The 14,633-nt window shown below is 36.3% G+C and carries 12 protein-coding genes and 2 tRNA genes; 3 read left to right on the top strand and 11 right to left on the bottom strand.

Features of this window, described 5'->3' with window-relative positions; translation table 11 throughout:
• Together tilS and Q8X41_RS13120 are read right to left on the bottom strand one after the other, a co-directional pair.
• Positions 1-1,413, bottom strand: a complete 1,413-nt coding sequence (tilS, locus tag Q8X41_RS13125) for a tRNA lysidine(34) synthetase TilS (protein WP_397536755.1) — start codon at positions 1,411-1,413, stop codon at positions 1-3.
• 15 nt (positions 1,414-1,428) lie between these two features.
• Positions 1,429-3,837 (bottom strand): SpoIIE family protein phosphatase, encoded by a 2,409-nt coding sequence (locus Q8X41_RS13120; RefSeq protein ID WP_397536754.1) that lies wholly within the window; start codon positions 3,835-3,837, stop codon positions 1,429-1,431.
• 183 nt (positions 3,838-4,020) lie between these two features.
• On the opposite strand from Q8X41_RS13120, the gene Q8X41_RS13115 reads away from it, so the two are divergent.
• Both Q8X41_RS13115 and Q8X41_RS13110 read left to right on the top strand, forming a co-directional pair.
• Positions 4,021-4,094: transfer RNA gene (locus tag Q8X41_RS13115), tRNA-Met, on the top strand.
• Positions 4,095-4,138: 44 nt separating this feature from the next.
• Positions 4,139-4,210 (top strand) — tRNA-Glu (locus Q8X41_RS13110).
• A 230-nt stretch (positions 4,211-4,440) separates the two neighbouring features.
• On the opposite strand, the gene Q8X41_RS13105 is transcribed toward Q8X41_RS13110, so the two are convergent.
• The 7 genes from Q8X41_RS13105 to Q8X41_RS13075 all read right to left on the bottom strand — a co-directional run bounded on the left by Q8X41_RS13105 (position 4,441) and on the right by Q8X41_RS13075 (position 9,812).
• Positions 4,441-4,872: a S1 domain-containing RNA-binding protein gene (locus Q8X41_RS13105; protein WP_397536753.1), complete on the bottom strand. Its 432-nt coding sequence runs from the start codon at positions 4,870-4,872 to the stop codon at positions 4,441-4,443.
• Positions 4,873-4,986: 114 nt separating this feature from the next.
• Positions 4,987-5,403, bottom strand: a complete 417-nt coding sequence (locus Q8X41_RS13100) for a septum formation initiator family protein (RefSeq protein ID WP_397536752.1) — start codon at positions 5,401-5,403, stop codon at positions 4,987-4,989.
• Positions 5,404-5,479: 76 nt separating this feature from the next.
• On the bottom strand, positions 5,480-5,938 hold the full coding sequence (gene yabQ / locus Q8X41_RS13095) for a spore cortex biosynthesis protein YabQ (protein WP_397536751.1): 459 nt from the start codon (positions 5,936-5,938) through the stop codon (positions 5,480-5,482).
• Positions 5,935-6,234 (bottom strand): sporulation protein YabP, encoded by a 300-nt coding sequence (gene yabP, locus Q8X41_RS13090; RefSeq protein WP_102693370.1) that lies wholly within the window; start codon positions 6,232-6,234, stop codon positions 5,935-5,937. Before yabP ends, yabQ begins: the two co-directional genes overlap by 4 nt.
• A 182-nt stretch (positions 6,235-6,416) precedes the next feature.
• Positions 6,417-6,707: an RNA-binding S4 domain-containing protein gene (locus tag Q8X41_RS13085; RefSeq protein ID WP_397536750.1), complete on the bottom strand. Its 291-nt coding sequence runs from the start codon at positions 6,705-6,707 to the stop codon at positions 6,417-6,419.
• Positions 6,708-6,724: 17 nt separating this feature from the next.
• Positions 6,725-8,176, bottom strand: coding sequence for a nucleoside triphosphate pyrophosphohydrolase (mazG, locus tag Q8X41_RS13080; RefSeq protein ID WP_397536749.1), 1,452 nt, complete (start codon positions 8,174-8,176; stop codon positions 6,725-6,727).
• A gap of 19 nt (positions 8,177-8,195) precedes the next feature.
• Positions 8,196-9,812, bottom strand: a complete 1,617-nt coding sequence (locus tag Q8X41_RS13075; protein WP_397536748.1) for an oligosaccharide flippase family protein — start codon at positions 9,810-9,812, stop codon at positions 8,196-8,198.
• Between the two features lie 230 nt (positions 9,813-10,042).
• Between Q8X41_RS13075 and Q8X41_RS13070 the strand changes: the two genes are divergently transcribed.
• Positions 10,043-10,390 (top strand): hypothetical protein, encoded by a 348-nt coding sequence (locus Q8X41_RS13070; RefSeq protein WP_397536747.1) that lies wholly within the window; start codon positions 10,043-10,045, stop codon positions 10,388-10,390.
• Positions 10,391-10,444: 54 nt separating this feature from the next.
• Here the strand turns inward: Q8X41_RS13070 and spoVT are convergent, their stop codons facing one another.
• Together spoVT and mfd are read right to left on the bottom strand one after the other, a co-directional pair.
• A complete protein-coding gene (spoVT, locus tag Q8X41_RS13065; protein WP_397536746.1) occupies positions 10,445-10,981 on the bottom strand; it encodes a stage V sporulation protein T in 537 nt (178 codons plus the stop codon).
• Positions 10,982-11,067: 86 nt separating this feature from the next.
• Positions 11,068-14,592 carry a transcription-repair coupling factor gene (gene mfd / locus Q8X41_RS13060; RefSeq protein WP_397536745.1) on the bottom strand — a complete coding sequence of 1,175 codons (3,525 nt, stop codon included), beginning with the start codon at positions 14,590-14,592 and terminating at the stop codon, positions 11,068-11,070.
• Positions 14,593-14,633 lie beyond the last annotated feature (41 nt).

Raw genomic sequence — 14,633 nt, 5'->3', positions numbered from 1 at the left:
CTACAAAGTTTGTTGATCGACAATAAATATTATATCATCTGTCAATCGTTTGCTATTAGAAAAATAGCTACTTACACGGAGCCCTGGGACGGCTATGACCTCATTATCATTTGTTACAATAATTGGCCAATCTTCTCTAAGCGCCAATGGAACTTTATCGTCGATAAAAAGACGAGAAATTCGCTTTTGTACATTTGCTCCAAGCAATTGTATGCGATCTCCATCCATTCTGCCACGAATATGTAGTGGTTGAGCAAAACTTGTTGCGTTTACAAAATAGCTTTTAGCTTGAGATGTTGTATCTTGTGGAATATCACCATCTACTCTTCCTATATAAATACGTAAATTATTCGATAAATTCGTCCAATGTTCAAATTTTATTATTGTAGATACTAGCTTTGACGAATTTACTTCTGTTTTTATAAGGATTAATTCATCATATTGACGAATCGCTTTAGCTCCTTTTGGTAAATCAATTGTTGCATTACCATCTGTTGTTTGTGTCAGTTTTAAAATGGAATTCCAAAGGGTGTAACTTTGTATAATGATTGTATCTTTATAAAGATATTTTAATAGTAGTAGAATGATTCTTCTTTGTAAAGCAAGTGGTTTATGTTGAAATGCTTTTATATTAATTTTCCACAAATCACGTTGTTTTTCAACTAAAACATCCTCTAATGCTTTTTCAGCTAATGATTGTAATAACTCCTCATCAGCTTGTACTTTTTCTGTATAATGCATCACTGCTTCTGCTACTTTTGGGTTTTCATCTCTCAAAAGTGGAACAACATGGTGTCTCATACGATTTCGTGTATAGGAATCCTTTTGATTTGAGTAATCCTCTCTATAGCCCTGGTCGTAGGCTTGCAGATATTCTAGAACATCTGCTCTAGTTATAGATAGAAATGGTCGAATCAATTCACCATTTGCAAACGGACGGCGACGTTTGATGCCTTGTATTCCAATATCATGCGATCCACGAACTAAATTCATTAAAACACTTTCAATTTGATCGTCAGCATGATGTGCAACGACTAATTTCGCACTGTTAGATTCTACCATTATCTGTTCGAAGTAAGCATATCGCTCTCTTCGACAAACAGCCTGCATATTACCACGTTCCGCTTCTAAAATAGAGGGGATCGAAATATCAATGGCATACACCGGAATATTGCGTTCCTTGCAGAATGATTCCACATAACGTCGATCCCCAGCAGCATCTTCCCCACGTAGCATATGATTAACATGTACAGCAGCAACTGAAACACCCAAGTGCTGCTGTTCTCGATGTAAATAATGCAGCAAAGCCATTGAATCCGCTCCAGCAGAACAAGCTACAAGAAGACGATCTCCAGCACGACACAGCTCATATTGTTGTATATATGCATACACTTTTTGTTCGAGTTTAGTCATCTTCTCACCTCAACACTATTTTACCATTCTTTCCTGGGAAATCTCTTTAAAAGTAGGCTTAAATAATGACCAATCTACTGTTTTATGTTGGATTTCGACACATACGATTGTACAGTCATCAATCGGCTGGTCATCATTACGGAAAGTATTCAAGATTTGCGGGCAGATCTCCTGTATCGGGAGGCTTCTATGCTGTAGTAAACTATTGCGAAGTAGCTTTTCTTGTTGATCCCATGGCATATCCTCAAAGAATAGACCATCTGTACACATGAAAATAATATCCCCTGCCTTCAAACTTCTTTGTTCGGCATCTACCGAAAATGAAGTGAATAATCCGAATGGTTCACTGGCACTTTCAACTCTTGTCACTTCTCTTCCTCTCACTAAATATGTTGCCATACTTCCAGCCTTCCATGACCATAGTTTGCCGTGTTGCAAATCAATTAAAGCAAAGTCCATCGTTGCGTACATTTCTTCCTCTTGCTTTAGTGACATAACATAATGCAATGTATGCATTGCTGTTTCGGGAGACATTTGATGATGCAAACATTCACGCATAAGACGAATGAGTTTCCTACTTTCTTTATGCGCTCGTTTATTATGTCCCATTCCATCGGATAACATAATTGCTGTTAATCCTGGATTAAGAGAAAATACAGCATGCGAATCTCCTGAATACATCGTATTATTCTTTGAAATGGATAATACATCATATTGCATTGTAAATCGTATAGCAGATCGGAAGGTGATTTGCAGATGTGCGTATGGCTTTGTTTTCTTTACTGTTTGATGAATTTCAAAAGGCTCTTTAAAGACTTCCTGCAAAGCTGGAAGAATTAATCTTTCTGCAACCATTTGGTCTGTTTCCCATTGCGTTTTCTTATATGGTATGCAACATACTATTTTTCTATTGCCGGGGTCATTGGTTAAAATATCAATTTGGAAAAACTCAATACCAATTTCTTCAAAACGATTTGCTAATTGGTCTTCCTGTTGTTGAAATGAAATCGTATCATTCGTCATATCCTTCATAACACTATCAATATGTGTAGACATATCCTTTAACTGTAATGCAATCATTTTCTTACCGTGTTGGAACTGGCCACTTAGTTGCTGTTTAGAAACAAATTCAGCTAAAGCATTTAAAAACAATGCAGAGCGAACACATTTATAACGGATTTTATCATCATATTGTAACTTCGAAGTATTATGGCCGGCTGCTTGTGCCATTAACCATTGTTGCATTAGTGGCTCCATTTCATTTTTATCAGCTCCCCAACATCTTTCAAATTGATAACAACTTTCACACGGTGACAACGGCCTTGCTTCTACATCATCTGTTGGCTGTTTTTCACTCACACCAAAACGATCATTGACAAGTTCCTTCATAAAAATAACAAAGTCATTAAAATTGGTTAATTTCACCGTCACTTTTTCTGTAAGCCACCTCTGCCTTTCTAATAATACTTCTTCATGATTCGGATATAATTGACGTTGCCAATACATTAACCAAGTTTTAGGCACAGTAAGAAATAGAAGAGTAGCAACCCCTAAGGCCAAAAAGTAGGTTTTATCAATTGGCAATGTAGCATCATAAAGTGAAAAAAATGCAGTTGCAATACTACTACCTAACACAATTCCAAAACGTCCTAACTTTTTACAAACACCTGCGCATAATCCTGTTAACGCATAAGCAGCAATCATTCCACTAAAGGATAAATGAGACAAACTAATGATTGTCCCCATCAAAACAGCAATGGCGGTAGATAGCGTTGCACCTCCTACATACGCAGATCCTAATATTATGAACTGTAACGCTATATAAGTAGGTGACAACACATTCCAAACGACGTTATTCGTTGCGGTTAACATTGTCGCCAAAACAATTAAAGCTGCTCCCATTCTTTCTAAAGACCATGAAGCTGTCCATAAAGCTGGCATCGGTAAAAACAACTGCATTAAAAATAAAGTCATAAATATAGATAATATACTTTCATAACCAACATATAATAGAATCAACGTTGGAGGTTCTCCATGATAAGAAATCATTTGCCATCCAATTTGCGTTAAAAATACTGACACGCCTACTAATATTGCAATTGGCCATTTACGAATAAAAGTTTTCATAAAGAGACTAAAGAGAAGCAATTCAATTAGATGAATGGTCAATTCGCCAAAGCCTAATGTAAAACTTCCGATAACTCCACCAATGAGAGCCCATATAAAATAATCTCGATGATTGATAAATACGATGGCCATTGTTGGTAAAAAGAATGGAACAATCGCTTCAAAAAGTACGGCCTTTGATAAGAAAAAAGCAGCGAAACATAATGTCACAGCAAAGATTACAGGATATTGTTGTTTCAAACTCAAAGATACTTTTGGGATTGATAGTTTGTTTGGTTGTATGAATGCTTTTCTCATAGTAACAAAACCTCCATTATACATTTCTGATAGTATAACTGGAAAGTTGTGTAAAGTTTGTCTGTTTGTGAAGGGTTTAATAAAAATCGTTCGACGATAAATCACATAGACCATAAATTTTTAACAAAAATCGCTTGACACCTTATAATATTCTCTTGTATTATGTATTATGTTGTTCACGAAGGCGGCGTAGCTCAGCTGGCTAGAGCGTACGGTTCATACCCGTGAGGTCGGGGGTTCGATCCCCTCTGCCGCCATATCTTTTATAGTAGTAGGCCAATTGTTTGGGTCACTTATATTCGGCCCCTTGGTCAAGCGGTTAAGACACCGCCCTTTCACGGCGGTAACACGAGTTCGAATCTCGTAGGGGTCATCAAAAAAGAAGCTCTCCATTAGGAGAGCTTCTTTTTATTTGTCGATATTTTGAAAATGAACTCCAATACAGACTTCTTGCGACTAGCTAGCGATGAAGGGTCATCAAAGCCTTTCTATATAAAATCCCCATAAAGAAAAAGGTTGTCATATAAGTGTTATTCTACACTTATATGACAACCCCTCAACTATTAATAAAACACTTTTTCTACGATTAAAATAGCCAGCAAGTTATCCTCTTCTTGCGCCACGGCCACCACGTTTAGAATCTTGTGCACGCTTTAATGTTGTAAGGCGATCTTCACTATCCTTTAAGAATTTTGCCATTTTTTGTTCAAAGTTTTCTTTTGGTTGACGATTGTCGCCACGATCATTTGAACGATGGTTGTTGTGGCGTGAACGTTGAGGACGTTCTGGTCGTTCTGCTTGAGGTTTTGCTTTACGGATTGATAAACCAATTTTACCGTCAGCTTCCACATTCATAACCTTTACTTCAACCATGTCTCCTACTTTCAAATGTTCATTAATATCTTTAACATAGTTGTCAGCAACCTCGCTAATATGAACAAGACCTGTTGAGCCATTTGGCAGCTCCACGAATGCTCCAAAATTTGTGATACCTGTTACTTTACCTTGTACCTTGCTGCCTACTTCAATTGACATAAAAAAAATGCTCCTCCTTAAAATTTAAGCGACTTATAAGTCTAATAATCAATTTGTAAAACTTGAGTGATTCTTACCTTTATTATAGCCAACAAAAAAAGAGTGTCAATAAGACTACTCTTTTGAATCTGTTTTTTTCTTATCTTTTCCGGAAGTTTTTGGAATTGAAAAAATAATTTCCCCATCCTCAGATAAGAATAAATCCTTACGTGCAAGCTTAGCGATGTAGTCATCATCTTTTAATTTAGCAATTTGGATATTCAAATCTTCTTTGTTTTCTTTTTGTTTTGCTAAATCATGTTGAAGCTCAACTTTTTGCTGTTCCTTTTCCGCTAATGTATGCTTTTGTTTAATCAACATGAATACAAGGGAACCTGCAATTAGAACAAATACTAGTGTCATACATGTTAGGCGACGATATAAGCCTATCTTACGATTTCGGTTTACCTGTTTTCTGTGTGTTTCAGTTTTTGTGTAATCTGTAGGCATTGGAGTAGTTTTTTCATATTGTCGTTTAGTTGTTATTGGCATGCGGGTACCCTCCCTTGAGTAGATTTTTTACGATTAGAAACATTTACATATCAAACCTATTATACCTAACTTTTTCCTATTTTTTAAGAGCCAACTTTTTGACTTTTTTTGTAACAATTAAAATAGGATACGTAATAATTCTGTAAATAGAAAAAAGTAGTCGAATGATTTGTCGTATAAGACTCACAAACAGATGTAATATAAACCATATAGGCCGTATTACCAAAGTATCTACAAGTCTTCCTATAAAACGGAAGAACCTTTGCAAAAACAATTGGTAAAGGCAAAATCCTAACAATTGAGAGAGAAAGTCAACAAAATGCCATTCTCCATCTCTTACAATCATTAATATTAAAAATGTGCTAATTCCTAATAGAATCCATGTAGATAACTCAAATATGATGTAGCCTTTTCGCCGTAAAGATTTCGGTGGCGCATAATGACTTAATGTTCGTACCAAATCAATACAAGCAGCTCCTATAACACCACTAGCAATTAGTAATGTTATACTAAGGAATTGTTCAGAAACTGTCATCCAAATAATTTATGCAAGATACCACGGGATAGTCCACTTTCCTCTTCATCATATTGAAGGTTTTTCACTGTACCTTCTAACGTGAGCAACCCTTTATCTACATCTAAATGTACAATTCTTAAATCTTCTCCACGAATCTGTAAATGCCCTTGAGAGGTGAGTACAAAAAACTCCTCTTGATCAAAGCGTTCAATTGATTTTACAGATGTAACATCCATTCTTTTACGATTTCGTACCGTTAGTAAATGATCTCCTGTTGGAATTGTATATGTCGCATTATCTTGTTGAAATGTCATTTTCTTTCCCCCTCCTTGTCCTGTCTATTAACTATATGCTTGGACATTCCTTAATATGAGAGAAAAAATAAAATCACTATCAATAATTTTGATAGTGATTTTATAATCAGAAGAAAGATGTTTCAATTTTATCTATCACATATGTTTTTTCTATTGCATAATATCGCTCGATAGAAATATCATTAATCTTCATCATCAATAAATTGGGGCTCAACTCTATCTAGTTTTTCTTCTTTTAAGATTGTAAACATTTTAGCAGCGTCTTCTTTACGAACTATTTCTTTTAATTCTTCAACACGTACAGTTACTATTTTTTGACCAAAGCGAATTGCTAGCTCATCGCCTACTTTAACTGGACTGCTTGCTTTTACCACTTTTCCATTGATTGCAATACGCCCTTGGTCTGCCACTTCCTTTGCTAAAGTACGGCGTTTTATCAATCGAGAAATTTTCAAAAATTTATCTAATCTCATATGGGTAACCTCTTTTCCTATTGTTTAGCTTCTTGCCAAAATTGATCTAATTCTTCAAATGAATAGTCTTTAAAATCTTTGCCATCTGCCTTTACTTTTTGTTCAACGTAGCCAAATCTCTTAGCAAATTTATCATTTGCGTGAAGCATTGCATCTTCTGCTGATATTTTATAGACACGAGCTAAATTTACAAGTGTAAATAACAAGTCTCCAAATTCATCAAGTCTTGTTTCTGGTGTACCACTCTCTATTTCTTGGCGGAATTCTTGCCATTCTTCTGAAACCTTATCCCAAACACCTTCAATAGTTGGCCAGTCAAAACCTACTTTTGCCGCTCTACGTTGATAATTGTAAGAAGTTTGTAGTGAAGAAGTAGCACGATATTCGCCTTTTAATAGTGGTTCAACGCTATCATTTTGATGTTCTTTTTTCTTAATTTTTTCCCAATTATCATTAACATCCTCCACACTATTTACCTTTACATCACCAAAAACATGTGGGTGGCGGCGAATCATTTTTCCTGCGATCCCCTCAAGAATATCTTCCATATTCCAGTAACCTGAGTCTTCTGCAATTTGAGCTTGTAAAAATACTTGCAACAGTACATCGCCAAGTTCTTCAATCATATGTTCATCATCTTGTTCATCAATTGCTTGCAAGAATTCATGAACTTCTTCCAACATGTAACGTTTTAAACTTTCATGTGTTTGTGCACGATCCCATGGACATCCTCCTGGGCTACGCAAAGTAGAAATAATATCGCGGAATGTTGACCATTCACGTAGAGCAGCTTTTTTATCTTTAACAGGCGGAACATACACCGTTGTTAAATTATTAATTTCTGCAACATGATCTAATTCATGTAGTGGTACAGTACGGATGAATTCATCTTTTGAGCCCGCTGCTGTCGCGATTGTCACTGGATAGTCTGGGTGGTATTTTTCTAATAGTGTGAGTTTCACTTCAGAAGCACTAAATTGATCATATACTTGTGCGATTAATAGATGTTTATACATATTCACTTCATGGATCGAGAACGTGGTACCATTGACCAGTTCAAAACCATCGATTGGGTCAATTCGAAGAGCGCCAAAAATAGCATCTAAGAAACTTTGACCACCTTCAATTTTGAGCTGAACCTTCCCTTCCTTTTCTGCTTGAATAAGCAGTTGAACTGTCATTTCAGCCATTAAAGGATGCCCTGGAACAGCATATATTATCTCTTCTGTTTCTATATAATTTAGTAATGTTGTGACGATTTCTTCGTAAACAGGGAGAAAATCATCATGTTTTTCATAGATTGCATCAAAGCTTTCGAATTCAATGCCCTCTTTTACCAATTCATCTAATACTGCATGTTCTTTTGTACGAACACATATCTTCTTTGCTTGCTTTAATTTTCGATAGACGCCTATCGGAAGTTGTTCAAAATCTCCTGCGCCCAATCCAATAACTGTAAGTTGATGCATATTCTTCTCCTATTTTTGTTTATTTTTTTCGATTGATCCAAAGCTGATAACTAGCCATACGACGCCCTAAAGGAAGTAAATACCAATCTCTAGCAGACAACACATTTAACTTTGCGAGCATTGTCAAAAATACAAAAGCACCAATTCCCGCTTTCAAAGCGCAAAGAATCAACGCTCGCACGCGCCCCGATAAGGAAGGGAAAAACATTGGTTCCACGAACATCGTAAATAGTACAACAAATAATACCATCGCGAGCGTAGCGAGCGCCGCGCCACTATAAAAACGGGGTGTTGATAGATGGCTATTTTTAACTCTTTTAAAGTACCTTATAAGTCCCATCGTCGTTATAAAAAGTCCTAAATTCCCAGCCCATGCGGCTCCGACAATACCAAATTTTAAAATAAATAACTTATTACAAAGCATTTTGGCAATGATCCCTACTACTATTAGTAATGCCGGTATTTTTAATCGATCTAACCCTTGTAACATTGCCGTTAATGTCATAATTAATGATAGCCAAACAATTTGAATTACAAATACAGATAATACATTTGATAAATCTGCATTCTCAAAAAGGGCTGTATTTATATTTGGCATAACCAGTATTAATCCTACTGTAGCAGCTATTCCAAATAATAGAGATGTACGATATGTGAGCTGGATAAATCGATCGGCATTTTTGCCATCATCTCGTTTTGATGCATGTGCTATAAGGGGGACAATTGCAAGAGAAAGGGAAGAGGCAACAACAAGTCCAACCTGTACTAATGGCTGTCCCCGATCATATATTCCTTTCGTTTCCATTGCCTTTAATGATGATAACCCTAACTCCTGCAATGCACTATAGATAGTAAATGAATCGACTAATTGAAATACAAGCAATACTAAACTACTCATACTTACACTGATACTTAATACCATTAACTTCTTAATTATTGGCCATTTTGCTAGATTTATTTTTACTTCTCGGTTATATTTTGACCCAAAAGATGAATGCCCTTTCATATACCAGGCTAATAAAAGAATGCCAGCAATCTCTCCTACAACCGTTCCTGAAACTGCTATTTTCCCTGCATCATATAAGGATTCTGTTGTTGACATGATGACCCATGTACCACCTAAAATAACAGCTACTCTAACAGTTTGTTCAACTACTTGTGCATAAGCAACCGGTTGCATAATGCCTGTAGATTGAAATAGCCCTTTATAAACAGCTAATAATGGCATACAAAATACAACAAATGCACCGATTTTAAGAAGCCCTGTGAGTTTGAGGTCACCCATCAAATGTGCAAAAAGCGGTGCTCCAAAATACAAGATCACAAAGCATACCATTGATAGCAAAGTTAGAAAGTGAAATATAATGCGTAACATAGCACTTCGCTCGACACGCTTATTACTTTCGTCTAAATCAGCGAGCATTTTGGAGATGGCTACAGCTATACCACTAGATGTCCACGTAACAAATAAAGCTACAAAGGGATATACTTGCTGGTAAATATAAAAGCCATGGTCTCCAACTAGATTTTGAAATGGCACACGGTAAACCATGCTCAATACCTTCACAAAAAGAGATGCTACTGTGAGCAATGCAACTCCCTTTAAATAAACTTTCATCCCCCATTTTTCGGACATGATAATCCTCTTTCCTATAAAATTCATCAATTACAACACGAATAATTGACAACAGTATAGCATATTACTCCTATCGTTCGAAACGTCTCCTATCTTTTAGGTCAGCAAATCGACCGTAGAATTAAAAAGTACCCTATTAATAATTTATCGCAAGTATATGTTTCCTTTAATTCATTTTTATGGAATGTTGACGATAATTATTATAACAAATAGGTCAAAGGAGGGTTTTCATGAAGGTTTCCGTCTCAAAAATAAATACATTTCAAAATACAGCACAGTTTAAACAATCTTCTTTAACTCAAGAGAGTTATTTACAAATAGAAAAAAGGTTAAAAAACAAATCACCACGTATTATTACGGAAAGAAAAAATGGCTATGTTCGTAAATATCTTTTAAAAGCGGATGGCACAAAGGTCTTAATCTTTGAAACGCGGATCAATGAACAACCCTTACTTCCTGATTCTGAAAAGCCATCACAAATTCCTACTACTTCTACAAACACTACACAGGAGATGTTAGATTTTCTCAATGTTTCTTCTCAATTCAGATCAATTCATCTTAAAAAATATAAATTATAAAGCAAAAAGGCCATTCACTATTGATCATATCAACAGTCGAATGGTCTTTTGTCATTAATCTTCCATTTGCTTTGCCAAAAAATGCGCTGCTGTCTCCGCTACTTTTTGCTCTGTATCACCAATAAAATGCATCTTAGATAAGATGTAAACAGCTCCTATTGCATCCCCCGCAACAACAATCGGTGCAATACAATAGGATTTGATTTGTTCAATTTGTCCAGGTACGATTTCTATGGAGTTTTCATGTTTTTCAACGATAATCGTACGCTGTAAAATACAATCTTCAGCAAAGGAAGATATCTGGCGGTGCATATACTCCTTTTTCGATACACCTGCTACAGCAATAATTTCATCTCGATCACTAATAAGTGCACTTGTACCTAATGTTTCAAATAATGTGTCTACATACGAAAGGGCAAAATCACTTAATTCATTAATAGGAGAGTATTTCTTTAATATAATTTCGCCTTCGCGATCAGTAAATATTTCTAATGGATCACCTTCACGAATGCGTAAAGTTCTTCGGATCTCTTTCGGGATTACTACACGTCCTAAATCATCGATTCGACGTACAATGCCTGTCGCTTTCATTCGTGTTGCCTCACTTTCGACAAATTTTCAAAATAGTACTTGTCGCTAGTATGGTGCATCCAAATATAATTTATACATGACAAATATTAGTCTTTTATCTCTACTTTTTCCCGTATTGCATTAGGTAGCAATTTCATCAATGACTCTAAAATATCAAATGGCAATTGCTTATCTGCCTTTTTCTCATCAATTGTTAAAATAAGTCTCTGTCCTTCTAATTGGAATCCCACTGCACGGCCAAATTGCATCGATTCTGAAACAATTTTCCCGCCATCGAGGTTCGCAGTCCCATCTTCTGAAATATCAATCGTAATGATTTTATTTTTGGTTTTAATCGACTCAACTCCAACTTTTTTAGCCCAGACTTTAATACGTGCTATACGTAATAGACGTTCTGTTTCAATTGGTAAATCTCCAAAACGATCATGTAATTCGTCGATAATTTCAGCGTAATCTTCCTCTTCATCCATTCCCTTAATGCGCTTATACATTTGAATTTTTTGATAGCCATCTGTTATATAAACATCTGGGATATAGGCATCATACGGAAGTAAAATTTCGATATCTTTTTCCTCTTCTTTTTTCACACCTGTTTGGCGTTCAGCAATGGCATCTTCTAGCATTTGAGAATATAAATCGAAACCTACAGAATCAATAAATCCATGTTGTTGAGAGCCTAGTAAGTTTCCTGCTCCACGAATAGATAAATCCCGCATCGCAATTTTAAAACCAGATCCAAGCTCTGTGAATTCTTTTACGGCTTGTAATCTTTGTTCTGCAACCTCAGTTAGCACTTTATCTCGTTGGTACATGAAATAAGCGTATGCAACACGATTTGACCGCCCAACACGTCCACGCAATTGATATAGTTGTGATAGTCCCATACGATCTGCATTATTCACAATCAACGTATTCACATTTGGAATATCAATACCTGTTTCAATAATAGTAGTCGTGACTAGAACGTCATACTCTCCGTCCAAAAATCGTAGAATAACAGATTCTAATTCAGATTCTGACATTCGGCCGTGGGCAAAACCAATTCGTGCATCCGGCACAAGCATTTGAATCTCATCAACTTTACGAGCCATATCCTCAACACGATTGTGTAAATAGAAGCTTTGCCCACCTCGTGACATTTCGCGTTCAATCGCTTCACGTACTAATGCTCCATTATGTTCCATGACATACGTTTGCACCGGGAAACGGTCTGCAGGTGGTGTCTCAATTACAGATAAGTCTCGCACGCCGACCATCGACATATGCAATGTACGTGGAATAGGTGTGGCCGTTAATGTTAATACATCGACATTCGTCTTTAACTGTTTAATCTTTTCCTTATGTGTTACACCGAAACGTTGTTCTTCATCGACCACGAGTAGTCCAAGATTTTTATATATAACGTCTTTTGATAATAGGCGATGTGTACCGACAACAATATCGACTGTGCCATCCTTTAGCCCCTTCAGTGTCTCATTTTGTTGTTTACGAGTGCGGAAACGGCTTAATAAGCCAATTGTAACCGCTTGATCTTGAAATCTCTCTTGGAGTGTTTCGAAATGTTGCTGAGCCAAGATGGTTGTTGGTACTAAAAAAGCTACTTGTTTACCATCCATAATTGCTTTAAATGCTCCTCGAATGGCTACTTCTGTTTTCCCATAACCTACATCACCACAAACAAGGCGATCCATTGGGCGCTCTTTTTCCATATCAATCTTTACTTCTTGAATTGTACGTAATTGATCTTCTGTTTCTTCATAGGCGAAGGCTTCCTCAAAAGCACGTTGCTCATCCCCATCAGGAGAAAAGGCAAATCCTTTTTCTGCTTCACGCTTTGCATATAATTTTATAAGATCATCTGCAATATCTTGAACTGCTGATGATACCTTACTTTTGGCTTTTTTCCACTCTGTTCCACCAAGTTTATGAAGCTTTGGTTCTTTATCTTCTGAGCCGACATACTTTTGGATTAAATCAATTTGGTCAACAGGAACATATAGTTTATCATCTGCACGATACCGGATGTGCAAATAATCTTTATGTTTACCATTAACGTCAAGTGTTTCAATACCTATATACTTCCCTATACCATGGTGAACATGCACAACATAATCGCCAGGTTTTATTTCTGTGTAACTTTTAATCCGTTCAGCATTAGTCATTTTTTGAGGGCGGCTTTTTTTCTTTGGCTTTTGCTTGAAAAGTTCTTCCTCAGTAACAATCGCTAAACGTTGTAAAGGTAACTCAAAACCTGCAGTTAATTTACCAGTAATCGCGAAAATACCTTCTGCCTTTGGTTCGCCAATTTGTATATGAATATCGTAATCTTCTAAAGTAGTTTGAATCGTTGTTAGTCGCTCTTCATCTTCTGTTACAAAAAGAACGGTGAATTTCCCTAATTGCCAACGTTCTACTTCATTTTTGAGTAATGGCATTTGTCCATGGAAATGTTGCATAGGTTTACAAGAAAAACTTGTCGTCTTCTTAAAACGAATACCTGCAAATGCTCTTGCAAATAACGCAAAATAGATAGATGGAAGATGAATCATCGCTATAATCTCTTTTAATGAAAAAGAAGGATTTGCTGCATGTACCATTTTCCCTTCTTCAAGTAAAGATAAAAACCATTCTTTTTCTTCCTTTTCCCAAGCTTCCATGACTTCTTGAATTCGCCCAAGCTCGTCATAAACAACAAGTCCATCATGAGCAAAGTAATCTCCCAAGAATGCTGGACGATCATATAGTAATGAACCGTAGCGATTCGTAAACTCTGGTAACTCACCTTGTTTTAGTAACTCTATATCGGCTTGAACATGTTGATATAGTTGTTCCTGAACTTCCTTCTTTTTCACCTTTTTTAAACTATCAGCTAAAGCGTCTTCTAGTTTTTGCGCTAACTTTAGGCGTTGATCTTTTGTTAACACAAATTCAGATGCCGGTAAAATATTAAGCTTATCTAATTTCCCAATCGAGCGCTGATCATCAGCTGAAAATGTACGAATAGAATCTACTTCTGTATCAAATAATTCAATACGTATAGGATTCTCAACATACGGGGGATAAATATCTAAAATACCGCCACGTAAAGCAAACTCACCAGGTGTTGTGACCATTTGACTTCTGGTATAACCCATTATCACCAATTTTTGAAGCCATTCTTCTACATTGATTTCTTCACCGATAGCAACATTGAGATGTAATGTTAGCCATTCCTCTTTTGGTGCCATCATTTTGCGCATACCAGCAATAGGGATAATGTATATCCCTTTTTGTTGGTGTAACATATGGTCTAATGTCTCAATACGTTGCGCCCTTAGCTCTGGACTTGCAATTGACATATCCGCAGCGATGAACTCATCTGCTGGATAATAGTGAACATAATCTTCACCAACAAGTTTCACTAAATCATCAAACATCTTCTGTGCTTGCAATAAATTGGGTGAAATTATGTAAATAGGTTTATTTATATAAGCATAAACAGCATCTAAAAAGGCTGGTCTAGCACTACCAGAAAGACCAGTAATTAATTGTTCTTCTTGACCACTTTTTATATCATCTAACAATCTTTTTACATGTGTATCTTGAGATAATAATTGACGTAATATTTCCATAATGGCCTCCCTTCGTTAGCAAATAAATGCTATAGATCATT

It is taken from the genome of Rummeliibacillus pycnus (genome assembly GCF_044359855.1).
Classification (GTDB): Bacteria; Bacillota; Bacilli; order Bacillales_A; family Planococcaceae; genus Rummeliibacillus; species Rummeliibacillus pycnus_A.
Note: the sequence above shows the minus strand (reverse complement) of the source record. Positions and strands in the feature narration are given on the sequence as shown.